Here is a 24,589-nt window from a genome sequence, read left to right on the forward strand (position 1 = left end):
GCCCGGCACACCGCTCGACTAGGTGTTGTTGAGGGTCATTTCCTTGAGGAGGATGAAACCGTCGGTCCTGGGTTGCCAGTTGAGCCGTTCTGCAAGACCGAAGTTGAAGTTCGGCTGACCGATCGGCACGACGGGGACCCTGTCGTAGACGTATTTGGCGATGTCGGCGAGAGCCGTCTGACGCGCGTCGCCGGTGGTGCCGACGGCGGCCGTGAACATCCTCTCCAGTTCCGGGTCGCAGAACGCCGAGGTGTTGCCCTCGCAGCTGTAGTAGCCCACGACGCTGCCGGAGTAGTCCATCAACTCCTGCCCGTGCTGCTGCAGTCCCAACAGCGCCCGCTCTGGCGGGATGTTGGGGTAGCCCATGGTCCATTGCTGCTCGAACGCCGCGGTCTCCTGCGTCTCACTGGTCACGCCGGTCAGGCCGACCGTCTTCAGCGCTTCGGCGATCAGCTGCACCACTTCGTTGGCGCGCAGGATGTATCCCTCGCGGGCGGAGATCGTGATCGGTTCGTCGACGTTCACTCCGTCGGCCTTCGCCGCCGCGATCAACGACTTCGCCTTCTCCGGGTCGTACGGATAGGGCGGCAGGTCCGCGTACCCGACGGCCGACGGCCCGACGATCTGACCGACGACCTTGCCGCCGCCCAGGATGTCGTTCATGATCTGGTCCTTGTCGAAGGCGAGCGAAATCGCCTGACGCACACGGAGATCGGCGAGCACGGGATTCTTGGTGTCGATGCGCAGGATCACCGTCTCGACCGTGGGGATCGACTCGCACTTGGGCGCTGCGTCACACTGCTCCTTGGTGATCTTGGGCGCCAGATCGGCCTCACCTTGCTGCACCATCGCCGACCGCACCTCGGTCTCGGTACGGAACACATAGGTGGCCTTGGTGATCGTCTGCTTGCCCTGCGCGTCGGGCGCGTCCTTGCCCCACCACTCGTCGTTCGGCACCAGCGTGATGTTCTGCCCACGGTTCCACGCGTCCAGCTTGTACGGACCGGTGCCAACCGGATTGGTCTCGTAGCTGCCGAGGTCATCGGTGATCTGCTTGGCGGACGGGATCGTGACGAAGTACAGCCGGGTCGGCAGGATGGGGTCTGGCGCAGCGGTCTTCACGTTGAGCGTGTACTTGTCCACCGCGCTGGCCTCGATGTCGGGACCGAGGAAGGTACGCATCGGGAAGGCGTTCTTCGCATCGAGGACGTAGTTCAACGACGTCGCCGCGGACGTGGCGTCGAAGTCCGAGCCGTCGGTGAACTTCACGTTCTGTCGAAGGGTGAACTGCCAGTTGGTGGGATCGACCTGCTTCCATGACAGGGCCAACTCGGGGACCAGGTCGTTGGTCTTCGGGTCCCGGTTGATCAAGGCCTCGGTGACGTTGCGCAGGATCGGATGCCCGTCGTTGGAGTAGGCGTTCCAGCTCGCCAGCGTTCTCGGCTCCTCCGGTAGCGCGATGGTCACCTCCGAGCCGGTGCTCCCCCCACCTGAACTGCCGCCGCCGCCCGAGCAGGCGACCAGTACGAAGATCAGTGCCATGAAGACGCCGAGGACACCGGCTCGCGCACGGTGCCATCGGTTCACCGGCTCCATTGCCGTCCGTGAGATCACGTGGTGCTCCTCTCTGAGTTACGCGAACCATCGCCGTGCCCGGCGAATCTCTTGGTGGCGGCCGCATACGACGGCTGCCGGTGGCCGGCGTCGCCGGCCAACATCTGGAAGGCGGCGACCAGACCGCGGTCGGCCAGCGGCTCTGGCGTCAGCGCCACCTTGGCCAACCGCAGCGACAGGGGACTCTTCGCGGCCAGCCCCGATGCGAGCTCCCGCGCCGCGCGGAGGTGCTCGCCAACGGGCACCAACGTGGTGACGAGTCCCCTGCGCTCGGCCTCCTCGGCGTCGACCTGACGTCCGGTCAGGATCCAGTCGGTGGCGACGCCGACGCCAACGAGTCGGGGTAGTCGTTGCAGGCCACCGGATCCCGGCAGGCTGCCGAGGGTGACCTCGGGCATGCTGAACACCGCATCCCGACCTGCCACCCGGAAGTCGCAGGCGAGTGCCAGTTCGAGGCCGCCGCCGACGCAGTGCCCCTGGATGGCGGCGACGATCGGCTTGGTGCAGGTCGCGATCCTGTTCTTCGTCGCGAAGTCCAATGCGACGTAGTCCTGCTCGGCCTGACCAGTGAGTTGGCCGATCTCCGCGAGGTCGGATCCGGAGCAGAAGGCCCGGCCCTCTCCCGCGATGACGATCGCCCCGATGGACTCGTCGCGCTCGAGTTCGACGATGGCCCTACCGATCGCAACATGGCTGGCCGAGTCGAGGGCGTTGAGCACGGCGGGACGGCGCAGCGTGATCTGGGCGACCCGGTCCCCAAAGGACTCGATGGTGGGCAACCCGGTTGTGGGCGTCACGGCGCCGCCCCCTCCGCGGCCGCAGCGGCAGCTAGCCTGCGCTGCTCGAAGCGTTGCCTGGCGATCACCGGATCGGGTTCGGGCACCGCCTGCATCAATGCGATCGTGTACGGGTCGCGGGGGGCGTTGTAGACCTCGTCGCGTGAACCGATCTCCTTGATCGTTCCGCCCTGCATGACGACGACGCGGTCACACAGGTGCCGCACCGTCGCGAGATCGTGGGCGATGTAGATCATGGTCAATCCGAGGCGGGCCTTCAGATCGACGAACAGGTTCAGGATCTGCGCCTGGATGGAAACGTCGAGGGATGCCACGGGCTCGTCGCAAATCAGCAGGCTCGGGCGCACCGCAAGCGCACGAGCGATCCCGATGCGTTGACGTTCACCGCCCGAGAATGCCGCGGGCCGACGAGGCAGGTGGTCGGGCCTCAGGCCAACGAGCTCAAGCAGTTCGACGATCTCGTCGCGGACCTTCTCGCGCTTCTCCCTTGGCCGGTGAATGCGGATGCCCTCGGCGATGATGTCCTCGACGCGCATCCGGGGGTCGAGCGACGAGTAGGGATCCTGGAACACCAGCTGGGCCCGGGAGCGGTAGTCCTTGAGCTTGCTTCGGCGGAAGGACAGGACGTCTTCACCCTCGAAGTGGATGGATCCGGACGTCGGCTCGATCAGCCGCAGGATGCATCGCGCGGTGGTCGACTTGCCCGATCCGGACTCACCGACCAGCCCTAGGGTCTCACCGCGCTCGACGGTGAATCCGATGTCGTCGAGCACCCGCGCGGCCCGTCGCCCCGAGCCGAATTCCTTGACCAGACCGTCGACTTCGATCACCGTGTCGGTCATCGCAACACCCCCGGCTGTTCGGCGAGCCATCCTGCGCTGTGGCAGGCGCTCGGATGCTCGCCGCCCGGCGGCGTCTGCAGCAACGGGGTCTCGGTGCGGCAGAGTTCGCGGGAGTAACGGCATCGCGGGTGAAAGGCGCACCCCGACGGAAGGTCTGACGGCGACGGCGGCCGACCGCCGATGGTGGACAGTTTCTCGGGGATCGGTCCCGTCACGCGGGGCAACGACTGAAGCAGACCGAGGGTGTAGGGGTTGATCGAGCGGTAGTACAACTCGGCGGTCACACAACTCTCCACGATCCGGCCCCCGTACATCACCAGCACCCGGTCGGCGAAGCCCGCAACGACACCGAGGTCATGGGTGATGAAGACGACTGCGACGCCGCGCTCTTCGGTCAGCGCGTACAGCAGGTCGACGATCTTCGCCTGCACTCGGACGTCGAGCGCCGTCGTCGGCTCGTCGGCCACCACCAATCGCGGCTCGCCGATCAGCGCCATCGCGATCATCACGCGCTGCCGCATGCCACCGGAGAACTGGTGCGGGTAAAAGCCGTAACGTCGGGCCGGTTCTGGAATGCCAACGGCGCCGAGCATGTCCAACGCGCGCGCCTTTGCCTCCTTGCGTCCGACACCACGAATGCGCAGAGGTTGCGACACCTGGTCGCCGATGGTGCGGACCGGGTCCAGTGAGGAGAGCGGGTCCTGGAACACGTAGGACATCTCGGCGCCGCGTAGCGCCCTCAGCTCGGAAGCGGGCATCTCCAGCACGTTGCGACCGTCGAACGCGATGCGACCGGTAACCGTTGCGGTGGGCAGCAGGCCGAGGAGCGACTGTGCCGTGACCGACTTACCCGAGCCGGACTCCCCGACGATCGCCACCCGTTCGCGCGGAGCGATCTCGAAGCTGATGTCGTTGACTGCGCGCACCGTACCGCTCTGGCTCGGAAACGAGATGGACAGGTTCTCGACGGCCAGCAGGGCCTTGCCGGTATCCGCCTGCGCCGGAGGGGCATCGTCTGTCGTGGCCGTGGTCATCGCCGTTCTCCCGCCGGTTCGGAGACCTGTGCGCGGTCGAGTCCGAGTTCGCGCCGGATCTGCTCCGTGTGCTCTCCGTGCCGCGGTGGGGCCAGGCGCACCTCGGCGGGAGTGCGTCCGAATCGTGCTGCCGGAGCGATCAACCGGAGCGGCCCATCCGGACTGTCGACCGTCACCACGCGCCCGGTGGCCACCGCCTGCGGGTCGGCGACCGCCTCGCGCAGCGTGTTCACCCGCGCCGCGAAGATGTCGGCGGGTTCCATCACTGCGAGCCACTCGTCGGTGGTCCGCGACTGCAATGCGTCTTCGAGAATCGCCTCGAGTTCGGCCTGGTTGGCTACCCGCTTGTGGTAGGTGTCGAACCGCGGATCGACCGAAAGATCTTGGAGGCCGATCAATTCACTGATCTCGCGGATTTGCCGCCCGCTTGATAGTGCAAGGTAGCCGTCCTTGGTGGCGTAGAACCCGTACGGCGGCGGGATGTAGCCGTGGCCATGCATGGGCGTTACCCTGGCGGGCTCGTCGGCGCCATTGTTCATCATGTGTACGAGATGCTCGCCGAGCGCGGCAAAGGCACTGCCGAGTAGGTCGATCCAGACCTGTTGCCCCTCACCGGTCCGTTCGCGGTGCACCAGCGCCGCAAGGACGGCAGCGACCCCGTTGACTCCACCCAGCACGTCGGTGATCGACATGCCGATGGGCGTCGGTCTGCCATCAGCGGATTCGTTGATCACGCCGATCCCACTCATCGCTTGGACCAGAACGTCCTGGCCCGGCTTGCCCACCCGTGGCCCGTCCGGGCCGTAACCCGATGCGGAGACATACACGATCCCCGGATTGAGTTCGTGGCACTCCCGGTAGCCGAGACCCAGCCGATCCATCACCCCGGGCCTGAAGTTCTCGTAGACCACGTCGGCGATGCGGATCAGTGCCCTCATGGTCTCGAGTCCGTCGGGCGACTTGAGGTCAACGGCGATCGAGCGCTTGTTGCGATTGTTGGCCAGAAACGTTGCGCGGTAGAGAGAATCGGGAATCGGTCCGCCGTCATCTGCGTAGCGTTCGTCGGGCCTGCCGTCGGGTGTGAGCGCCGATGGTCGTTCGATCTTGATGACGTCGGCACCGAAGTCACCCAGCATCTGAGTGGCGTAGGGCCCCTGCACCCGCTCGGTGAAGTCGACCACGACGATGCCGGCCAGCGGCCCGGTCACGAGGTGCCGCCCGCCTGGAAGGAGACGAACCGAACCTCGGTCATTTCGCGCGCGGCGTAGGCCGGGCCCTCCCTGGTGTTGCCGGATTCGCCGACGCCACCGTAGGGCTGCTGATCCAGCCGACTGGTGGGGATGTCGTTGACCAACACGCCGCCGAAGTCCAGGCGCGTCACCGCTGCCAGCGCGAGATCGAGGTCGCGGGTGAACACTCCGGCCTGCAGGCCGTACACCGTCTCGTTGGCCAGTGCGAACGCCTCGTCGCGGCCCTCGTACGGGATGACGGTGAGGACGGGTCCGAACGCCTCTGCCTCACGGAGTTTCGTACCCAGTGGAGCACGGTCGACGACCGTCGGTCGGAGGCACTCGCCGACCAGCTCGCCGCCGGCGACGAGCGTCGCGCCCGCCGCGGCCGCCTCGTCGATCCAGCTCTTGACCCGTGCCGTCGCCGCAGGCGCGATGAGCGGCCCCACGTCGGTGGCATCGTCGAACGGGTCGCCGACGGTCAGGGCGTCTGCATGTTTCTGCAGCGCTGCAAGGAGTTCATCGTGCACCGCCCGGTGGGCGATGACCCGTTGAACCGAGATGCAGCTCTGCCCGGACGTCGAATACGCGGCCTTCGAGATCTTCTCGGCAGCGACTTCGACGTCGGCGTCGGCCGCGACGATGACCGGAGAATTCGACCCCAGTTCGAGCGCCACCCTCTTGCGGTAGGCCTTGGCCGCGATGCTCCAGCCGACCTGGCTGCTCCCCGTGAACGTGATGAGCTTCGGTACGGCATGGTCGACGAGCGCGGGCCCAGCCGAGGTGCGGTCGTCGGTCACCACCGAGAGCCAGTCCTCGGGCAAGCCTGCCTCGATCAACAGGGCGCGCAGGGCCAACGCGGTCAGCGGCGTTTGGTGGGCGGGCTTGAGCACGATCGCGCAACCGGCGGCGATGGCGGGACCCACCTTGTGCATCACGGTGTTCAGCGGGAAGTTGAACGGCGAGATCGCGGCGACGACACCGACGGGCAGGCGTACCGCGATCGCCAACTTGCCCATGCCGGTCGGCGTCGCCTCGGTGGCCACCTGCTCACCGGACATCGATCGCGCCACCCCAGCGGAGAAGCGGGCGGTCTCGGCGGCTCGGAGCACTTCACCGCGAGCATCCTTGATCGCCTTGCCGCTCTCGAGGGTGATGAGGCCTGCGAGTCGCTGCTGGTCGCGCTCCAGAAGCACCGCGACGCCGTCGAGCACTCTGGCCCGCTGCCATTGGGGCAGGCCGCGGCCCTGCGCGGTCACCGCGGCACGTGCAGCCGCGTCGACTTCCGCTGCGCCACAAGCTGCTACCCGGCCCACCACCCGGCCGTCGTAGGGATGGCGGATCTCGACCTGACCGGCGTCGGGATGGGTGTCGACATTGGTCGGGGCCGCGGCGATGGCCGCGGCACGGAGGGTTGCCGCGTCGTCAGGCTGGGGCACTCTGGGGCCTTTCCTTTGGAGAACCGCTGCGGGCATAGGTGGCCTGGGTGGACCTGCTGCGCAGCCAGGTGGCGATGATGTTGACGCTCAGGGTGGTCAGCAGGATCGCCAACCCCGGCACGGCGACCAACCACGGTGCGGTGGTGAGGTATTCGCGGCCTTCGGCCAGCATCAGGCCCCACGACGACTCGGGTGGTTGGATGCCGAGGCCGAGGAAGCTCAGCGATGCCTCGGTCAGCATCATCACCGCCAACTCCAGGGTGGCCAGAACGAGGATGGGCGCCAACAGGTTCGGGAGCAGGTGACGTGTGATGATCCGCAGGTTCGACGCGCCGAGCGCTCGGGAGGCTTCGACGAACAGCACCTCGCGCATCGACAGCATCAGGCCGCGGGACACGCGGGCGTAGACCATCCACCGGGTCACCGCAAGCACCAGGACGATGTTGAGGAAGCTCGGCCCGGCGAGGTAGAGGACGAGCAGTGCAATCAGCAGGGACGGCACGCTCATCTGCAGGTCGACGAGACGCATGACGACGTCGTCGAACCAGCCCCGGTAGTAGCCGGCGATCAATCCGATGGTGGTGCCGACCAGTCCCGACACCAGGACGCTGGCGACGCCGACCGTCAGGGAGATCTGGGCTCCGAGCATGAGGCGCGCCAGTTCGTCGCGTCCGAGCGCATCGGTGCCCAATGGGTGGATTCCGTTGCCGGAGTGCGTCATCGGCGGCAGGTTTCGCAGCGAGACGTCCTGGGCGTAGGGATCGAAGGGTGCGACCTGGTGCACGAACAGCGCACTGAGCACGGCGATCGCGAGGATGGCGAAGCTCGCGGTCACCATCTTGTGCGTCCAGGCGAACCGGCCGAATCTCTGCAGAGCGGTCATCGCCTCACCCCAGCATCGAGACGCCGCCGTCGACGAACACGCCGACCCCGGTGATGAACGAAGCGTCGGAGGAGAGCAGGAACTCGGCGGTTGCGGCCTGCTCGTCCGGCTCGGCGAGCCTGCCGAGTGGAATGCCGGGCCGGAACTGCGCGAGCGATCCGGTGAGCTTGTCGGTCAGCACGCTCGGACCGTCCGAGCGCACCGCCAGCTCGATCATCGGGGTGTTGGTGACCCCTGGGCACAGGCAGTTCACGCGGACCCCCTTCGGAGCGAGCTCGAGGGCGACCTGCTTGGTCAGGTGAAGCACCGCCGCCTTGCTGGTGGCGTACGCCGACTGGTTCATCCGTGCGGCCTGGGCGACGACGGAGGCGACCGTCACGACCGCGCCCCGGTTCGCAATCAGTTCGGGGGTCGCAGCGCGGATGGCGACGAACGTCCCCGTCACGTTGACGTCCATGATGGCCTTCCAGACCGCGAGGTCGATGTCCGTGAAAGCGGTTGCGGTCTGGCGGATTCCTGCCGCGGTGACCAGTCCGTACAGCGAACCGTAGGTACGGACCACTTCGGCGACGGCGTCGGCCATCGACTCCTCGTCCGTGGTGTCTGCGGCGACGCCGACGACATCGAGTCCCTCGCCTCGCAGCCGACCCGTCGTCTCGGCGACTTCGTCCGCCTTCAGGTCGACGATCGCCACCCGCGCTCCCGATGAGGTGAGCCGTCTGGCCATCGCCTCACCCATGCCGCCTGCTCCGCCGGTGATCAGCACCGGCTCTCCGGAGAATCTCGTCGTGGGCACCATCAGTTCCTTCCCGCCGGTTGGATTGAGCCGACGCGGTCGATCGTCGCCGCGGTCACGTCGGCCGTTGAGGATGTTCCACCGAGGTCGGCGGTCATCACACCCTGCGCGAGCACCGATTCGATGGCCGACATCAGCACGCCCGCAGGCTCGTGCTCGCCGAGGTGTTCGAGCATCAGCACGGCTGACCAGAGCTGGCCGACGGGATTCGCGATGCCCTTTCCGGCGATGTCGGGCGCCGACCCGTGAATCGGCTCGAACATCGAAGGGAAGCGGCGCTCGGGGTTGATGTTCGCCGACGGCGCGACGCCGATGCTGCCTGCGACCGCGGCGGCAAGGTCGGTCAAGATGTCGCCGAACAGGTTCGAGGCCACCACGACGTCGAAGCGGCATGGGTCGAGGACGAACATCGCGGCGAGCGCGTCGATGTGGTACTGGTCGATGCCGATGTCGGGATGTAGTAGCGCCTGTTCGGCGAACACCTCGTCCCAGAACGGCATCGTGTAGACGATCCCGTTGGACTTGGTCGCCGACGTCAGATGCTTGCGTCTGTCGCGTGCGAGGTCGAATGCGAAGCGCATGACGCGCTCGACGCCGCGACGAGTGAAGACCGACTCCTGCACCGCCATCTCGGCGTCGGTGCCCGCATACAACCGTCCTCCGATGCGCGAGTACTCCCCCTCCACGTTCTCCCGGATGACCACCATGTCCATGTCGGCACTCCGGGATGGGGCGATCGGGCTCGGTACGTTGGGCAGGAGCCGAGCGGGTCGCAGGTTCACGTACTGGTCGAACTCGCGTCGAATCGGGATCAGCATGCCCCACAACGACACATGGTCCGGTACGCCGGGGGCGCCGACCGCGCCGAGGAAGATCGCATCGTGACTCGCGAGCCGCTCGATGGCGTCCGCAGGCATCATCAGACCGGTGCGCTGGTAGTACTCACAGCCCCACTCGTAGTGCTGCCACCGAAAGTCGATGTCGAATCGGCTTGCGAGCACGTCGAGCACCTCGATGGCGGCAGGCAACACCTCGTTGCCGATGCCATCACCCGGCAGCGCGGCAACGCGGTAGGTACGGGCGGTGGGGGTCACGCCTCTTCTCCGATCTGGATGACTCCGGTCGCCTTCGTGGTCGCGCGGCCGTCGACGTTCTCGGTCCACAGTTCGAGGCCGATCCGACCGGTGTCGTGATCGAGGGTGGCGACCCTGCCCCGACACGTGATCGGCACGCCGACGAGGTCGGTGCCGGTGTAGCGGGCCCCGAACGAGCGATACCAGGCGCCGTTTCCTGCCCAGTCCGTGCCGAGCTCCGCCAGGAAGGCGGCCTTGAGGAGCCCGTGCACGATGACCCCGTCGAAGCCGCGACGCCGCGCGTAGTCGACGTCGTAGTGGATGCTCGAGAAGTCACGGGCGGCACCGGCGTAGCGCACGAGTTGGGCGGCGGTGGTGGTGTGCACCCGCGCGGGCAGTTCGTGACCGACGCCCAGAGCTGCGATGTGGGCGGGGATCATCGGGCACCTCCCGAGCCTTCGAGGTCGAAGGACAGCACGTGTCCGCACCTACTCGTTGCGACGAGTGCTCCTGTGTCGTCCCGCATTTCGTTGGTACGGACACGGAACAGCAGTGTGCCGCGCGAGCCGCGCTTCTCGTACGCCTCGGTGTAACGCGTCGTCACCGTGATCACGTCACCGACCCGGATGGGTCGCTCGTACGTCACCTCGTTGAAGGCGTTGCCGCCTCCGGTCATCGGGAAGGGCAGCCGGTGCAGGAAGGCGTCGAGGTCGAGATCGCGCCGCTCGACGGGGTCGAGGGCGGCGAAGTACGTCGTCGGCGCATCCGTACCCGGCATGGCCCCGATCGCCGTGGCGAAGGCCTCCACGTCGTTCGACTCGACGCAGTAGGTAAAGCTTCCCGCGTCCTCGCCGAGTCGGATGGCCGCGCGAAGCCTGTCCATCGGAAGTGTGCCGTCGGCGTCCGGGGTGTGCGTCGCGATGCACTCCCCGTCGACGGTGACTGTGCCGTCGGCATCGCGAACCCACACCGCGCAACGCAATTCACGTGCACCGTCGCTTCCGTCCGTCTCGTGGAGAAGGCGGCCACCGAACCTCAGCGGCTTGCCAACGGCGTCGGGGCGCAGATAGCGAACGGCGAAGTCGTGGACGGCGGCGTTGGGCCCCAGCCAAGCCGCCAGCAGCCGACGCAACACTGCAGCCTTCCACGGACCGTGCACCACTGGCTCGTCGAAGCCCCGGGCCATGGCGACGTCGCGATCGAAGTGGATCGGCGAATAGTCCTCTGCCGCAGCGGCCCACCGCAACAGCTGCTCGGTCGTCGGGGTCACGACGACTTCGCCGAACTCCACGGGTGCGGCGGCGGTCATGTGCCTGCTCCCAGGTGGACGCTCGTGCCGGTGGCGCTGCCGACCGACTGTCCATGCTGATCGGTGAAGGTCGTCAGATACGCGACGCGCACCATGCGCTGGCCGCCGCTGGTCCGTCGCTCGGCCACCTCGGCGATCTCGGAGACCGCGTACAACTGGCCCGGCACGATCGGCGCTTCGTCGCGCCATGCACTTCCGCCGTCAATGGACTTGTCGAAGCCGGTGAGCCTCGGCAGACCCGCCGTCAAGGCGAAGACCAGGGGGTCGGCGCAGACGTCGGCGATGCCGACCTGAACGACGTCGGCGATCACCGACTGAATCGCGGTCCGCATTCGAGCGAGGCCGTCATCGGAGACCACGACGCGACGGGGCGGCGCAACCTGGCCGACCCGTACGGCGCCACAGCCGGGCAACGGTGCCCAGGCCGACTCGACGGGAGCAGCGACGTCGGAATCGAGCGTCATCGTTCTCCTGGATCTTGGGAATCGATTCCAACGGTTGGCGTGGAGGATGCGACCGTCGATTGCATTGCATCTCCCCATTCAGGCCTTGCAATAAGGCTAATCAGCACATTCGACCCCGCGAGCGGCTGCACCGCTGGCGCGTCCTGAATCATCGAATCTCCGGGAACCGTTTTCAACACCATGCAAGAAAGAGACTACGGTCACAATGTGAATCCGTGCAAGCACGAATCACAACGGATCGCGAATCCGTCAGGAGGCGCAGATCGTGGCATGCGGGGACCAGTCGGTCGACGGACGCAGGATCAGGCGGGTCGGCAGCACGACCGTGTGGACCCCCGGCTTCTTGTCATCGAGCCGATTCAATACCAGGGTGGCCGCGCGCCGGGCCAAATCCTCTACGTCGCGCGCGATTACGGTGATGCCCGGCGTGTGCAGGGCGAGCAGGGGGCCGTCGTCGGAGCCGGCGATGGCAATGTCCTCGCCCACCTTGAGCCCACGCCTTCGCAGCTCCCCGATGACGCCTGCGATGGCGGCCGTGTTGCCGTTGCCGATCACGATTGCGGTGGGCGGCTGCGGATCGTCCATCAGCCTCGCCACGGACTGCACGCCGAACTCGGTCGACCCGCGGCCCGCGATCGTGAACTCTGGCCGCAGTGGCACCCCTGACCTGGCCAGAGTCTGACCGATGTTCTGCACCCGTGAGCGACTCGGATAGGCCGACAGCGAGCCGCTGATCACGCCGATCTCCCGGTGGCCACGCTCGATCAGGTGTTCGGCGAGCAGCCTTGCACCCATGCCGTGGTCGCTGATCACCGCGCTGAACTCGTGCGAGGCAATCTCGCGATCCAGCAAGACCACGGGGATCGGCAGCGCGGACAGTACGTCGACGAGCTCGGGATTGGTGTCGTCGGAGAACGCCGCGAGTAGGGCATCGACGCGCCGTTGATGGAGCAGGCGAACGTTCTCGATGTCGTTGTCCGACTGTCCATGTGAGTTCGCGAGGATGACGCCGTAGCCCGCGCGGCGCAAGTCGCCCTCCACGACGTCGATCATTTGGGCGACCACCGGGTTGAGCACGTCGTTGACGATGATGCCCACGGTCTGCGTGTAGCCGCGGCGCAGGCCCGCCGCCACCAGATCCGGTTTGTAGCCGACTTCGTGGACTGCCGCCAGCACCCTGTCGCGCAGGTCCACGCTCACGTTCGGATGCCCGCTGAGCACCCGCGTCACCGATGAAGGAGCGACGCCCGCCTTCAGGGCGACATCTCGAATCGTCGCCATCTCAGCTCCTCCCCCCATCGGGGACGGTTGGCATCCCGGCAGTCACGTCAGCTTCGCACAGAGTCCAAGCGCCGGTAAAGCCAGCACGACCACGACGAACAGGTATGGAAAGTTTCGCCGGGCAACGTCGAATCCGTTGACGCCGAACCTGCCCGCCAGGAATACGTTCAGCCCGCTGATCGGCCCGACGGCCGCCGCGGTGCCCCACGCTATGGTTCCGGCGAGGGCGAAGAGAGTCGGTTCGCTGATGACTGGGCCGAGTACGGACGCCACCGCCGCGATGGATATCACTGGGTGCACACCGACCAGCGCGACGAGCGTCATCGCGACGACCGACAGCCAGGCAAACCACACCGTGTAATAGCCGGCGGGGACCGTGACTCCCATGACGTCGACGAGCGCTCGCAGGCCCACCGAAAGCACGCCCGCGGCAGTGAAGAGCACTGCCTCGCCGTGCATCACGCGCAGGCCGCGGACGACGTGCCCGCCCAGGATGCGCGGCACGTGCCTGGTGCGGGTGACGGCCAGTACGGCGGACGGCACCAGCAACGACACGACCAGCACGACGATGGCGAGCTTGACGTCGGGACGACCGAGGTGCAGAGCGATCACGATGACCGCCATCGTGATCGGCAGGACCAGTACCTTGGCCGACAGCGGGTAACCGTGGTACTCCGGCAGCCGGTTCCCGAAGGCGCGCACCACCATCGTGATGCTGACCAGGAACGCGCCCAGTGCCAGCAGGCCACCGCAGAGCAGCAGCACACCCGTGTCTGCGCCGATCGCATAGGTCAACGCCGCTGCGCTGGCTCCCCAGAACGGCGACCAGAAGGCGCCCGGTGAATAGCCCCGTGAAAGAAGCAAGGCGTCCGCCATCTGGAGTTTGCCCTTGTGTCGCAACCGGTCTCCCACGATCGTCACGGCGCTGATGTTGATGATGGCGCCCAGGAGTTGCACGATCAGGGCGGTCCGCCAGACTGCCGCGACACCCGTCAGCCGTGGCGGGTGGACGCCGTGGTCGCCGGTGATGAGACGCACGAACGAGACGGCCGTCAGCATCCCGATCAGTGTCTGGTTGAGTACGAGCAACTGGCTCAACGGCGGACGGGCACCGAGAATGAGAGCGGTGACGAGAGCGGCCGCGCCCAAACCGATCAGCACCGCGGCCAGCAGTCGCTGCAACCGCGGGACCCTGAGAAGACCGAGCACGGTCGCCACCAGCGTGGTCGCCCCGGCAGCCAAGTCGAGCCAGGGGAAGAACAACGTGGCAGGTACGAGAATCATGTTGACGGCCAGCGCGATTCCGAACACGCCGTCGCTCGATGGCACGGCGCCACGCCGTCCGTCCATGCGGCACGGTCGATCCCGTGCGTGTGCTTGCTCGCTGTCCTGGTCCGTGGTCAGCTCACCAGCTGGGAAAGAACGGGCCGCAGCGACGCCTTGAGTTCCAATCCGATCCCTGGCCCGTCCGGCAGGGTGATGTACCCGTCCCGCACCTGGTCGCCATCGGCGAAGCCGCCGAACGGCTCGAAGATGCCGGGGTAGGACTCCGAGCCACCGAGACCGCAGCCTGCCGCGATCGCAAGGTTGAACTGGTGGCCGCCATGTGGGACGCAACGCTCGGCGGACCACCCGTTCTTGGCCAGCATGCTCAGCGTGCGCTGATACTCGGTGAACCCGTAGCTGAGCGCCGAATCCATCTGCAGCACATCGCGATCCGACCGAAGGCCACCGTAGTGCACCAGGTTGGCCGCTTCCTGACGCGACAGCAGGTTCTCGCCCGTAGCCAGCACACCGGGGTAGTGGGCGGCCACCGCTGACAATCCCTGGAAGTCGAGCGGGTCGACGGGCTCCTCATACCAGTGAAGTGGCAGGCGGGCCAGGGCCTCCGCGTACGCGACCGCGGTGTCGGCGTCGAAGCGTCCGTTGGCGTCGACGGCGAGGGTGCAGCCCTCTGGCAAGACGTCCAGTACTGCCTCGATCCTCGCGACGTCCTCGCCGAGTGGCGCACCGCCGATCTTCATCTTGACGGTGCGGTAGCCGAGGTCGAGGTAGCCACGCATCTCCGACTGGAGTGCGTCGATCCCCTTGTCCGGGTAGTAATAGCCGCCCGCGGCGTATACCCACACCTTGTCGAGAGGGTCGCCGAGGCCTGCAGGCGAGCGGGTGGCGATGAGCCGTTGCACGCTCACGCCGGCGAGCTTCGCAGCCAGATCCCACGCTGCCATGTCGAGGATGCCCACGGCCACCGCTCGGTCACCATGACCACCGGGTTTCTCGTTCTGCATGGACGCCGCCCAGATCCGCTCCGGATCGAGGTGTCCGGTCGCCGGGTCGATCAGGGAGTCCTGGTCGGCCTCGAGGACGCGGGGAATGATGCGATGCGACAGGATCCCCGGCTGGGCGTAGCGGCCGTTGGAGTTGAATCCATAACCCACGACGGGCTTTCCGTCACGTACCTCGTCGGTGACGATCGCCAGCACGCTGACGTCCATCTTGGAGAAGTTGATGAACGCGTTGGCCATCTCGCTGGCGATGGGCACGGTGATGTGCCGGATGTCCACGATGCGCATGTCAGGCACGCACTCCGAGGTCGACGCCCGCGGCGAGCATCGCGTTGCGGATGTTCTCACTCGCGCCGTCTTCGAGCGGCATCAGCGGTGAACGCACGTAGGCCGACCGAAGGATCCCCCGCTCGACGAGCCCGAGCTTCATCGCAGGCGTCGACTCGATGTGCGACGTGCGATGGTAGACCGCCTTCGTGATCGGAAGCATGCGGTCGTGCACTTCCTTGGCCGCGTCGTAGTCGTGCGCCTTGGCCTTCTCGAGTTCCTCGACGAGCAGTTCGGGAATCAGCGCACCGTAGCCGACGAGGGCACCGTCGGATTCCCACATCGTGTGCAGCAGGAATTCGTCCTGGCAGGTCAGCATCTGGATGTCGGGAAAGTTCTCCCGGATCACGGGTACTTCGGTGTCCCAGCGGATCATGTCGCGTGCGCCGTCCTTGATGGCGAACACCCCATCGAGCGCACACAGTTCCAACAGCAGTGGCAGGTTGAAGGTCGCCTTCGTGACGTTCGGGAACTGGAACGCGATGATGGGGAGTTGCGCCGCCGCCCAGACCGCGCGGTACCTGTCCTGCACCGATCCCGGCTGAAAGCCGAACCGGACGGCCGACGGCGGTGGGAACATCAACAGCGAATCGGCTCCGCCCTCGGCAGCGCGCTGCGCTTCGCCGGCGGCGAGCCGTGTGCCGTCGCCGATCACGCCTGCGACGACGTGCAGGTCGGGAAATTCCGACTTGACCGTCCGCACGATCTCGGCGCGTTCGTCGCTGGTCAGCGCGCTGCCCTCCCCAGCGTGGGAGTTCAGGACGATCGCGACCACTCCTGGAATCGATTCCAACCATGACACGTAGGAAACGAGGCTGTCGAAGTCGACATCCCCCTGATCGTCGAACGGGGTGACGATGGCGGGGGTGAGGCCTCGTAGATCGGGAGTGGACATCTTCGCCTCTCTGACGACGACGGGTGATGGGACACATTCAATCAGCGGATATCGCGGTATGGCAAGCAATAACTCGCCGCAATAGGGCACGACGCCCAATCTCCGGATGCGGTTCTGGCCAACGCACGGCGCCGCGCGGCAGTTGGCGAAGGGATTTGGCGGCGTCCTCGGTTCCCCCAATTGAGTCTGGACGCGACGGCGGCACAGTCGTAGTGTTTGGAATCGATACGATACGAGGAGGCCCCGTGGCGATGTCCGACACCTACGACGTCGTGGTGGTGGGCGGTGGCGGTTCGGGCCTGGCGGCAGCGGTCGCCGCCGCTGAACGCGGCGCCTCGGTCGCGGTGGTGGAGCGCCGGGATCGACTCGGCGGCACGACGGCCTACTCCGTCGGTTCCCTTACCGCCGCCGACACACCGCTACAACGTCGGAAGGGCATTCACGACGACCCACTCGAGCTCGTCGAGGACATGTGGGCCTTCGACAAGGAGCTGCTGGAAGGTGACGCCCCCGCGTTGCGGCGGTTGTATGCCGTCGAGTCGGGCCGCACCTACGACTGGCTGGTCGCGCACGGCGTGGTGTTCTCGGGTCCCTATCCCGAGCCCCCGCACCGAGTGCCACGGATGCACAACGTCATTCCGAACTCACGGTCCTACATCGCCAGGCTCGCGGGCGCCGCGCGCCGGGCCGGTGTCGACGTGATGACCTCGACGGAGGCGCTGCAGCTGGTGACCGATGACCTGAACCGGGTCACCGGGCTGGAAGTCGATTCGGCCGACGGACGGCGGCACTTGACGGCACGGCGTTCGGTCATCCTCGCCAGTGGCGACTTCAGCGGCAGCGCAACCATGCGCAAGGCGTACCTGCCGGAGAGTGCGCACGGTGCCATCCCCATCAACGACGCTGCGCTGGGACTCGGCCACCAGCTCGCCGCAGAAGTCGGGGCCGAGCTGCGAAGGATGGACCAGCTCTTCGGGCCCCAGCTGCGCTTTCCCCCGCCACCCAAGCCGGGTGTCATCGACCGACTCCCCCTGTGGCGGTGGTTGTGTCGGATCGAGGGGATCGTCGTCCGGACGCTGCCCGCGGCCGCCCTTCGACCAATCGTGAAGTCACTTCTGGTGTCCCATATGTCACCCAGCAACGCCCTGTTCGAGCAGGGCGCCGTGCTGGTCGACGGCAACGGCGTACGATTCGGGTCGGAAGTGTCTCCAGCAGAGGAACTTTCGACTCGACCGGACTGCTGCGGATACATCGTGCTCGACGAGTCGGTCGCTGCGAGATTCGAACACGCGCCCCACCACGTCTCCACGGCGCCTGGCATTGCCTTCGCGTACTTCAGCGACTATGCCCGCGGGCGTCCCGATCTGATCACCCGAGCCCCGGACGTCGCGACCCTGGCCCGGTCGATCGGGGTGGACGCGGACAACCTCGCGCAGGCGGTCTCCTCGTCGACACTGCGCGGGCCGTTCGTGGCGATGGGCCCCGTCTACAGCATGCTGACCGTGACCGAGGGTGCCGTCGCCATCGACGCGGAGTTGCGGGTGCTGCGCGAGGACGGTTCCGTGATCGAGGGTCTGATGGCCGTCGGCGGTGTCGGACAGGGCGGAATGCTGTTGAAGGGACACGGCCATCACATCGGCTGGGCCATGACCTCCGGGCGCCTCGCAGGCCTTGCGGCCTCGAGGAACATCATGTGTTCCGACAAGACGATCGAGGGTGTATGACCAGCCAGCAGATGACCGTCGAGCAGCTCGCATTCCTAAGCTCGGTCGACAGCCCCACGGTGGCCAACGCCATCGAGCGGTTCAAGGTGCGCCCGCTGACCGACGGTTTCATCGGCGGCGAAGTCCGTTGCACCTTCCCCGAGCTCGGCACGATGGTCGGGCGAGCGTTGACCGTCACGATGCGAAACCCTGGCGATCGCCCCGCCTCGCGCGAGGGGTACTGGCGGATGTGGGAGGAATTGGACGCCATGCCGGGGCCCGTCGTGCTGATGATCGCCGACGAGAGCGGTGCGCCGCAGCGGGTGGCGTACGCAGGCGAGATCATGAGCAAGCTGGCCCGTCGGCTCGGCGCGGTCGGAATGGTGACCGACGGAGCGTTGCGCGACGTGGCGGAGGTTCGCGCGCTCGGCTTCCACTACTTCATGCGCTATCCAGTGGTGTCCCACGCCAACTTCGAGATCGCCACCGTCGGCGAGCCGGTCGAGCTGGACGGCCAACGAGTGGTCACCGGAGATCTCGTGCACGGTGACGCCAACGGCATCGTCCTGATTCCCTGGGAGGTCTTGCCAGGGCTGCCCGACGCCGTCGACGCGGTCCGCACCGCCGAGGCCGGCGACATGAGCTACATCGACGGCGACGACTTCACGCTCGACGGCCTGAAGGCCCGCAAGGGCTATGGCTCCGGGCACTGACGATGGCGGGCGGGTTGCCCTGGACGCCATGCGGTGGGGCATCATCGGCGCCGGCGACGTCACCGAGGTCAAGAGCGGTCCCGCCCTTCAGCGCGTCGCGGGGTCGGAGCTCGTCGCCGTCATGCGCCGAAACCCCGAGAAGGCAAGGGATTACGCACACCGCCACGGCGTCGAACGATGGCACGCCGATGCCGAGGCGATTCTGACGGCCGCCGACATCGACGCGGTCTACATCGCGACCCATCCCAACACCCATGCCGACTACACGAAACGCGCAGCCGCGGCGGGCAAGGCCGTCCTGGTGGAGAAGCCGATGGCGGTCGACGCCGACGAGTGCCGGTCGATGACGGCGGCGTGCGAGGCGGCAGGCGTGCCGCTGTGGGTGGCGTATTACCGTCGCGCACTTCCTCGGTTCGAGCGCGTCCGCGAACTGGTTCGCGACGGCGCGATCGGCGACGTGCGGGCGATCAATTCGATCCGGACGCAGAAGCCACGGCCGTCGTCGTGGCAGAACACCGTCGGGCTGTCGGGCGGCGGCTGGTTCTTCGACGCCGCGTGCCACACCCTGGACTGGCTGGATCACGTGTTCGGTCCGTTGCGCGGTGTCCAAGGCCGTGCGGTCGGCCATGGACGCCCGCTCGAAGACACCGTGACGATCGGCTACACGTTCGACTCCGGTGTGATCGGCTCGGGCACTTGGTGCTTCGACGCGGGCACCGATTGCGACAGGACGACCATCATCGGTTCCGAAGGAACGGTGTCGCTGTCGATCTCGGCACCAGAGGCAATCGAGCTCGTTCGTGGCGACAACGTCGAGCAACTGGCCATTCCAGACCCGCCGCACGTGCACGAACCGCTGATCCGCACCATCGTCGCCGAGTGGAACGGCTCGGGCCGGTGCAGCAGCACCGGGCCCAGCGCCATCCGCACCGCCGCGGTGATGGACCAGCTGTTGGCCGACCTCCTGGTCACCGACGGGCAGGCCTGAACCTCTGTGCGGGCGGTGAGCATACCGCTCACGGCAAGAGGGGCACGCGCACAGTCGGGATGCAAATGCGAGACTCTTTCGATGATCATCGGGATACCGCGCGAGTCCCACGCGGGTGAGACGCGTGTCGCCGCGACGCCGCAGACCGTCGGGCAACTCCTCAAATTGGGCTATTCGGTCGTCGTCGAATCCGGCGCAGGCGATGCCTCCAGCTTCTCCGACGCCGCCTATGTCGAGGCGGGCGCCGAAATCGGCAATCCCTGGGCCGCCGACGTACTGCTCAAGGTCAACGCACCGTCGGACAGCGAGATCGCGTCCCTCAAGGACCACGCCACGCTGGTCAGCCTGATCTCGCCCGCGCTGAACCCCGAGCTCGTCGAGAAGCTGTCCGCTCGCCCCATCACCGCACTGGCGATGGACGCCGTGCCGCGCATCTCGCGGGCACAGTCGTTGGACGTGCTGTCGTCGATGGCCAACATCGCCGGGTACCGGGCGGTCGTCGAGGCCGCGCACAGCTTCGGCCGGTTCTTCACGGGCCAAGTGACCGCGGCGGGCAAGGTGCCACCGGCCAAGGTGCTCGTCGTCGGCGCGGGCGTGGCCGGGCTGGCCGCGATCGGCGCGGCGGGCAGCATGGGTGCGATCGTCCGGGCCACCGACCCGCGGCCCGAGGTGGCCGACCAGGTCAAGTCCCTGGGCGGTGAATACCTCTACGTCGACCCGGCGGCCGCCGAGGTCTCGGCCACCGGCTACGCCAAGGAGATGGGCGACGACTACAAGGCCCGCGAGGCGGCGCTGTACTCCGAGCAGGCCCGCGACGTCGACATCATCATCACGACCGCGCTGATCCCCGGCAGGCCCGCGCCCCGCATCATCACCGCGGAGATGGTGGCCTCGATGAAGTCGGGCAGCGTGATCGTCGACATGGCCGCGGCCAACGGCGGCAACGTCGAGGGCACCGTCAAGGACCAGGCAATCGTCACCGACAACGGCGTGACGATCATCGGCTACACCGACCTGGCCGGGCGGCTGCCCGCAACGGCCTCCCAGCTGTACGGCACCAACCTGGTCAATCTGCTCAAGCTGCTCACCCCCGAGAAGGACGGGGCCCTCACCCTGGATTTCGAGGACGTCGTGCAGCGCTCGGTCACCGTGGTGCGCGATGGCGAGACCACCTGGCCGCCGCCACCGGTGCAGGTGTCCGCCGCGCCAGCGGCGACCGCGACGGCACCCGTCGAGCCAAAACCGGTCAAGGAACCGATGACGGCGCAGCGCCGGTTGGGCATCACGTTCGCCGCCGCCGCGGTGCTGTTCCTGCTCATTGCACTATCGCCTGCCGCGCTGCAGGTCCACCTGACCGTGTTCGCCCTGGCGATCGTGATCGGGTACTACGTCATCGGGCACGTGCACCACGCCCTGCACACCCCATTGATGTCGGTGACCAACGCCATCTCCGGAATCATCGTCGTCGGCGCGCTGCTGCAGATCGGCCACGGCGACACCGTCGTCACCGTGCTGGCGACCGTCGCGACCCTGCTCGCCAGTATCAACGTCTTCGGTGGCTTCGCGGTGACCCGCCGCATGCTCGCCATGTTCTCGAGGAGCTAGATTCCGTGTTCACCCTAGAGACCACCGCCACCGCGGCCTACGTCGTCGCGGCCCTGCTGTTCATCATGGCCCTGGCCGGGCTGTCCAAGCACGAAACGTCACGGTCGGGCAACACCTTCGGCATCGCGGGCATGGCGGTCGCCCTGATCGCCACCATCGCCCTGGCGATCAGCCGCCACATCGAACCGCTGGGGATCGGTCTGCTGGTCGGTGCGATGGCGATCGGCGCCGCGATCGGCCTGTGGCGGGCTCGCGTCGTCGAGATGACCGGCATGCCCGAGCTGATCGCGCTGCTGCACTCGTTCGTCGGCCTGGCCGCGGTGCTGGTCGGTTGGAACGGCTACCTGCACGTCGAGGGTGACCCCCTCGGCTCCGAGGCCGGTGTGCTGGACACCCAGGGTCTGCTCGGCATCCACTCCGCCGAGGTCTTCATCGGCGTGTTCATCGGTGCCGTCACCTTCACCGGCTCGATCGTCGCCAACCTCAAGCTCTCGGCCCGCATCAAGTCCACCCCACTGATGTTGCCCGGCAAGAACGCCCTCAACGTCGGCGCGCTCGTCGTGTTCTTCGCACTCACGGTGTGGTTCGTCGTCGACCCGCAGCTGTGGCTGCTCATCGCCGTCACCGTGCTGGCCCTGCTGCTCGGCTGGCACCTGGTGGCCTCGATCGGCGGCGGCGACATGCCCGTCGTGGTGTCGATGCTCAACAGCTACTCGGGCTGGGCCGCGGCGGCGTCGGGCTTCCTGCTGTCCAACGACCTGCTCATCGTGACCGGCGCGCTCGTCGGCTCCTCCGGTGCCTACCTGTCCTACATCATGTGCAAGGCCATGAACCGGTCGTTCATCTCCGTCATCGCAGGCGGTTTCGGCATGGAAAGCTCAGGGGCAGGGTCCGATGTGGACTACGGCGAGCACCGCGAGATCAACGCCGAGGGCGCCGCCGAACTGCTCAGTTCGGCCAGCTCGGTGATCATCACACCCGGCTACGGCATGGCCGTTGCCCAAGCCCAGTACGGCGTCGCCGACCTGACCCGCAAGTTGCGCGACCGCGGCGTCAACGTCCGATTCGGCATTCACCCCGTCGCGGGCCGGCTGCCCGGCCACATGAACGTGCTGCTGGCCGAGGCCAAGGTGCCCTACGACATCGTGCTCGAGATGGACGAGATCAACGACGACTTCGACAGCACCAACGTCGTCCTGGTCATCGGCGCCAACGACACCGTCAACCCGGCCGCGGCCGAGGACCCCAGCAGCCCCATCGCGGGCATGCCGGTCCTCACGGTGTGGAACGCCGACAACGTCATCGTCTTCAAGCGCTCCATGGCCTCGGGCTACGCAGGCGTGCAGAACCCCCTGTTCTTCCGGGACAACACCCAGATGCTGTTCGGCGACGCCAAGGACCGGGTCGACGCAATCAACTCCGCGCTGGAGTCCCTAGTCAGAAACTAGGATGTCCAACTATGCCCGTTGACCGCCTCCTGCCCTCTGACGAAGCCCACGAGCTCATCGCGCTGACCCGCGACGTCGCCGACAAGGTTCTCGAACCGATCGTCGACGAACACGAGCGCAAGGAGACCTACCCCGACGGGGTGTTCGCCCAGCTGGGTGCGGCGGGGCTGCTGAGCCTGCCGCAGCCCGAGGAGTGGGGCGGCGGCGGGCAGCCGTACGAGGTCTACCTGCAGGTGCTCGAGGAGCTCGCCGCGCGGTGGGCCGCGGTGGCCGTCGCGGTCAGCGTGCACAGCCTGTCCTCGCATGCGCTTCTCGTCTTCGGCACCGACGAGCAGAAGCAACGGTGGCTGCCGGACATGCTGTCCGGTGACCAGATCGGCGCGTACAGCCTATCCGAGCCGCAGGCCGGATCCGACGCGGCGGCACTGCGTTGTGCGGCAACGCCTTCCGATGGTGGTTACGTGCTCAACGGCTCGAAGTCGTGGATCACCCACGGCGGAATCGCCGACTTCTACACGCTGTTCGCGCGCACCGGCGAGAAGTCGATCAGCTGCTTCCTGGTCCCCGGCGACCTGCCCGGCCTGAGCTTTGGCAAGCCCGAGGAGAAGATGGGTCTGCACGCGGTCCCCACGACGTCGGCGTTCTACGACAACGCCCAAATCGACGCCGACCGCCGCATCGGTGCCGAGGGCCAGGGTCTTCAGATCGCCTTCAGCGCACTGGATTCCGGCCGACTCGGCATCGCCGCGGTCGCGACGGGCATCGCCCAGGCCGCGTTGGGCGAGGCCTGCCGCTACGCCAACGAGCGAACGACGTTCGGCCGCAAGATCATCGACCATCAGGGGCTGGGCTTCCTCTTGGCGGACATGTCCGCGGCCGTCGTCAGCGCACGAGCCACGTACCTGGACGCCGCGCGGCGACGCGATCTCGGCCAGCCGTACTCCGCGCAGGCCAGCGTCGCCAAGCTGGTGGCGACGGACGCGGCGATGAAGGTCACCACCGACGCGGTGCAGGTGTTCGGTGGCGCCGGATACACCCGCGACTATCGGGTCGAGCGCTACATGCGCGAGGCCAAGATCACGCAGATCTTCGAGGGCACCAACCAGATTCAGCGATTGGTCATCGCGCGAGGACTGACGACGTAGCCCTCGCGCCTGGCCCCCGCCCCGGCGAGACATAAGCCTCGGCGCCCCCACCCGGCGTGTCGCCGCCACCGTTTATGTGTCGCGGCTGCGGCTCTCGCCAGGCCGCGTCACTCCGGCGGCGACGCCACCGTCACGACGGTGCCACCTTCCGGGCCGGAGTCGATCGTCATCGCCCCGCCCATCGAATCGAACCTGGCCTGCAGCGAGGCCAGCCCGATGTGTCCCTCGGCGACGCGCTGGTCGATGATCGACGGCTCGAACCCGACACCGTCGTCGGCGACCGTCAACACGAAGCGATCGCCATCGCGAAACAGCCGGACGGTCACCTCGGTCGCGTCGGCGTGCTTGTGGATGTTGGCGAGCAGTTCGCGGGCCGCCCGGTACAGAAGGGCTTGCGATGCGGGCCGTCCGACGTCTTCGAGTTCGGCGTCGATGAGGAAGTCGCCGCGGGAGTCGTACTGGCGCACCAACTCTCGCACTCCGGCTGTCAGGCCGAGCTGCGCGAGCACCTGCGGGTGCAGTGCCGTCACCGTCGACCGCAACCCCGCCGCGGTGTCGTTCAGCGCCGCGTACACCAAGTCCAGTGCGGGGTCGGGGATGCGCTCGCGCACCTCGTCGAGTTCCATCCGCGCGGCAAGCAGCGTCTGCAGCGGACCGTCGTGCAGGTGTTCGGCGAGCTCGCGATTGGTGCGTTCGTCGGCCTGCATCGACTCGGCGAC

General features: G+C 67.1%; 23 protein-coding genes. 6 read left to right on the forward strand and 17 right to left on the reverse strand.

What is annotated here, in order from left to right; genetic code table 11:
* Positions 1 to 18: 18 nt before the first annotated feature.
* From ABW137_RS35570 to ABW137_RS35645, 16 genes are all read right to left on the reverse strand, one after another.
* Positions 19 to 1,614, reverse strand: coding sequence for an ABC transporter substrate-binding protein (locus ABW137_RS35570; protein ID WP_526407619.1), 1,596 nt, complete (start codon positions 1,612 to 1,614; stop codon positions 19 to 21).
* Positions 1,611 to 2,411, reverse strand: a complete 801-nt coding sequence (locus ABW137_RS35575) for an enoyl-CoA hydratase/isomerase family protein (RefSeq protein WP_526407621.1) — start codon at positions 2,409 to 2,411, stop codon at positions 1,611 to 1,613. The genes ABW137_RS35570 and ABW137_RS35575 overlap by 4 nt, the downstream gene beginning before the upstream one ends.
* On the reverse strand, positions 2,408 to 3,253 hold the full coding sequence (locus tag ABW137_RS35580) for an ATP-binding cassette domain-containing protein (RefSeq protein ID WP_526407623.1): 846 nt from the start codon (positions 3,251 to 3,253) through the stop codon (positions 2,408 to 2,410). Before ABW137_RS35580 ends, ABW137_RS35575 begins: the two co-directional genes overlap by 4 nt.
* Entirely contained in the window at positions 3,250 to 4,287 is a 1,038-nt protein-coding gene (locus ABW137_RS35585; RefSeq protein WP_526407625.1) for an ABC transporter ATP-binding protein, read from the reverse strand. Before ABW137_RS35585 ends, ABW137_RS35580 begins: the two co-directional genes overlap by 4 nt.
* The gene (locus tag ABW137_RS35590; RefSeq protein ID WP_526407627.1) at positions 4,284 to 5,495 is read right to left on the reverse strand and encodes a CaiB/BaiF CoA transferase family protein; all 1,212 of its coding nucleotides are present in this window, start codon (positions 5,493 to 5,495) and stop codon (positions 4,284 to 4,286) included. Before ABW137_RS35590 ends, ABW137_RS35585 begins: the two co-directional genes overlap by 4 nt.
* Complete coding sequence (locus tag ABW137_RS35595) at positions 5,492 to 6,955, reverse strand: aldehyde dehydrogenase family protein (protein WP_526407629.1); 1,464 nt, start codon at positions 6,953 to 6,955, stop codon at positions 5,492 to 5,494. Before ABW137_RS35595 ends, ABW137_RS35590 begins: the two co-directional genes overlap by 4 nt.
* On the reverse strand, positions 6,942 to 7,838 hold the full coding sequence (locus tag ABW137_RS35600; RefSeq protein WP_526407631.1) for an ABC transporter permease: 897 nt from the start codon (positions 7,836 to 7,838) through the stop codon (positions 6,942 to 6,944). Before ABW137_RS35600 ends, ABW137_RS35595 begins: the two co-directional genes overlap by 14 nt.
* Positions 7,839 to 7,842: 4 nt before the next feature.
* Complete coding sequence (locus tag ABW137_RS35605; RefSeq protein WP_526407633.1) at positions 7,843 to 8,634, reverse strand: SDR family NAD(P)-dependent oxidoreductase; 792 nt, start codon at positions 8,632 to 8,634, stop codon at positions 7,843 to 7,845.
* Positions 8,635 to 8,636: 2 nt separating this feature from the next.
* A complete protein-coding gene (locus tag ABW137_RS35610; protein WP_526407635.1) occupies positions 8,637 to 9,728 on the reverse strand; it encodes a tartrate dehydrogenase in 1,092 nt (363 codons plus the stop codon).
* Positions 9,725 to 10,147 carry a MaoC/PaaZ C-terminal domain-containing protein gene (locus tag ABW137_RS35615; protein ID WP_526407637.1) on the reverse strand — a complete coding sequence of 141 codons (423 nt, stop codon included), beginning with the start codon at positions 10,145 to 10,147 and terminating at the stop codon, positions 9,725 to 9,727. The genes ABW137_RS35610 and ABW137_RS35615 overlap by 4 nt, the downstream gene beginning before the upstream one ends.
* Positions 10,144 to 11,016: an FAS1-like dehydratase domain-containing protein gene (locus tag ABW137_RS35620; protein ID WP_526407639.1), complete on the reverse strand. Its 873-nt coding sequence runs from the start codon at positions 11,014 to 11,016 to the stop codon at positions 10,144 to 10,146. The genes ABW137_RS35615 and ABW137_RS35620 overlap by 4 nt, the downstream gene beginning before the upstream one ends.
* Positions 11,013 to 11,480, reverse strand: a complete 468-nt coding sequence (locus ABW137_RS35625; protein ID WP_526407641.1) for a hypothetical protein — start codon at positions 11,478 to 11,480, stop codon at positions 11,013 to 11,015. Before ABW137_RS35625 ends, ABW137_RS35620 begins: the two co-directional genes overlap by 4 nt.
* A gap of 249 nt (positions 11,481 to 11,729) precedes the next feature.
* Positions 11,730 to 12,761 (reverse strand): LacI family DNA-binding transcriptional regulator, encoded by a 1,032-nt coding sequence (locus ABW137_RS35630; protein ID WP_526407642.1) that lies wholly within the window; start codon positions 12,759 to 12,761, stop codon positions 11,730 to 11,732.
* Positions 12,762 to 12,803: 42 nt separating this feature from the next.
* The gene (locus ABW137_RS35635) at positions 12,804 to 14,090 is read right to left on the reverse strand and encodes a hypothetical protein (protein ID WP_526407644.1); all 1,287 of its coding nucleotides are present in this window, start codon (positions 14,088 to 14,090) and stop codon (positions 12,804 to 12,806) included.
* A 71-nt stretch (positions 14,091 to 14,161) separates the two neighbouring features.
* Entirely contained in the window at positions 14,162 to 15,334 is a 1,173-nt protein-coding gene (locus ABW137_RS35640) for an enolase C-terminal domain-like protein (protein WP_526407659.1), read from the reverse strand.
* 1 nt (position 15,335) lies between these two features.
* Positions 15,336 to 16,268: a dihydrodipicolinate synthase family protein gene (locus ABW137_RS35645; protein WP_526407646.1), complete on the reverse strand. Its 933-nt coding sequence runs from the start codon at positions 16,266 to 16,268 to the stop codon at positions 15,336 to 15,338.
* Between the two features lie 251 nt (positions 16,269 to 16,519).
* Here ABW137_RS35645 and ABW137_RS35650 point away from each other — a divergent pair, with 251 nt between their 5' ends.
* From ABW137_RS35650 to ABW137_RS35675, 6 genes are all read left to right on the forward strand, one after another.
* A complete protein-coding gene (locus ABW137_RS35650; RefSeq protein ID WP_526407661.1) occupies positions 16,520 to 17,992 on the forward strand; it encodes an FAD-dependent oxidoreductase in 1,473 nt (490 codons plus the stop codon).
* Complete coding sequence (locus ABW137_RS35655; RefSeq protein ID WP_526407648.1) at positions 17,989 to 18,684, forward strand: RraA family protein; 696 nt, start codon at positions 17,989 to 17,991, stop codon at positions 18,682 to 18,684. Before ABW137_RS35650 ends, ABW137_RS35655 begins: the two co-directional genes overlap by 4 nt.
* Positions 18,668 to 19,672, forward strand: a complete 1,005-nt coding sequence (locus ABW137_RS35660) for a Gfo/Idh/MocA family protein (RefSeq protein ID WP_526407650.1) — start codon at positions 18,668 to 18,670, stop codon at positions 19,670 to 19,672. Before ABW137_RS35655 ends, ABW137_RS35660 begins: the two co-directional genes overlap by 17 nt.
* Positions 19,673 to 19,753: 81 nt before the next feature.
* Positions 19,754 to 21,277 carry a Re/Si-specific NAD(P)(+) transhydrogenase subunit alpha gene (locus ABW137_RS35665; protein ID WP_526407652.1) on the forward strand — a complete coding sequence of 508 codons (1,524 nt, stop codon included), beginning with the start codon at positions 19,754 to 19,756 and terminating at the stop codon, positions 21,275 to 21,277.
* Between the two features lie 5 nt (positions 21,278 to 21,282).
* The gene (gene pntB, locus ABW137_RS35670) at positions 21,283 to 22,725 is read left to right on the forward strand and encodes a Re/Si-specific NAD(P)(+) transhydrogenase subunit beta (protein ID WP_526407653.1); all 1,443 of its coding nucleotides are present in this window, start codon (positions 21,283 to 21,285) and stop codon (positions 22,723 to 22,725) included.
* 11 nt (positions 22,726 to 22,736) lie between these two features.
* Positions 22,737 to 23,870 (forward strand): acyl-CoA dehydrogenase family protein, encoded by a 1,134-nt coding sequence (locus tag ABW137_RS35675; protein WP_526407655.1) that lies wholly within the window; start codon positions 22,737 to 22,739, stop codon positions 23,868 to 23,870.
* A 107-nt stretch (positions 23,871 to 23,977) separates the two neighbouring features.
* On the opposite strand, the gene ABW137_RS35680 is transcribed toward ABW137_RS35675, so the two are convergent.
* Positions 23,978 to 24,589: sensor histidine kinase (locus tag ABW137_RS35680; protein ID WP_526407657.1), on the reverse strand; the 612-nt coding region annotated here is incomplete at its 5' end.

This window comes from Mycobacterium sp. (genome assembly GCF_040509115.1).
Lineage (GTDB): Bacteria > Actinomycetota > Actinomycetes > Mycobacteriales > Mycobacteriaceae > Mycobacterium.

Excerpts from the sequence above, each read along its gene's own strand:
- ABW137_RS35630 (WP_526407642.1), bottom strand. The coding sequence starts at position 12,761 with ATGGCGACGATTCGAGATGTCGCCCTGAAGGCGGGCGTCGCTCCTTCA.
- ABW137_RS35655 (WP_526407648.1), top strand. The coding sequence starts at position 17,989 with ATGACCAGCCAGCAGATGACCGTCGAGCAGCTCGCATTCCTAAGCTCG.
- ABW137_RS35625 (WP_526407641.1), bottom strand. The coding sequence starts at position 11,480 with ATGACGCTCGATTCCGACGTCGCTGCTCCCGTCGAGTCGGCCTGGGCA.
- ABW137_RS35620 (WP_526407639.1), bottom strand. The coding sequence starts at position 11,016 with ATGACCGCCGCCGCACCCGTGGAGTTCGGCGAAGTCGTCGTGACCCCG.
- ABW137_RS35600 (WP_526407631.1), bottom strand. The coding sequence starts at position 7,838 with ATGACCGCTCTGCAGAGATTCGGCCGGTTCGCCTGGACGCACAAGATG.
- ABW137_RS35665 (WP_526407652.1), top strand. The coding sequence starts at position 19,754 with ATGATCATCGGGATACCGCGCGAGTCCCACGCGGGTGAGACGCGTGTC.
- ABW137_RS35645 (WP_526407646.1), bottom strand. The coding sequence starts at position 16,268 with ATGTCCACTCCCGATCTACGAGGCCTCACCCCCGCCATCGTCACCCCG.
- ABW137_RS35585 (WP_526407625.1), bottom strand. The coding sequence starts at position 4,287 with ATGACCACGGCCACGACAGACGATGCCCCTCCGGCGCAGGCGGATACC.
- ABW137_RS35580 (WP_526407623.1), bottom strand. The coding sequence starts at position 3,253 with ATGACCGACACGGTGATCGAAGTCGACGGTCTGGTCAAGGAATTCGGC.
- ABW137_RS35660 (WP_526407650.1), top strand. The coding sequence starts at position 18,668 with ATGGCTCCGGGCACTGACGATGGCGGGCGGGTTGCCCTGGACGCCATG.
- ABW137_RS35675 (WP_526407655.1), top strand. The coding sequence starts at position 22,737 with ATGCCCGTTGACCGCCTCCTGCCCTCTGACGAAGCCCACGAGCTCATC.
- ABW137_RS35640 (WP_526407659.1), bottom strand. The coding sequence starts at position 15,334 with ATGCGCATCGTGGACATCCGGCACATCACCGTGCCCATCGCCAGCGAG.
- ABW137_RS35650 (WP_526407661.1), top strand. The coding sequence starts at position 16,520 with ATGTCCGACACCTACGACGTCGTGGTGGTGGGCGGTGGCGGTTCGGGC.
- ABW137_RS35615 (WP_526407637.1), bottom strand. The coding sequence starts at position 10,147 with ATGATCCCCGCCCACATCGCAGCTCTGGGCGTCGGTCACGAACTGCCC.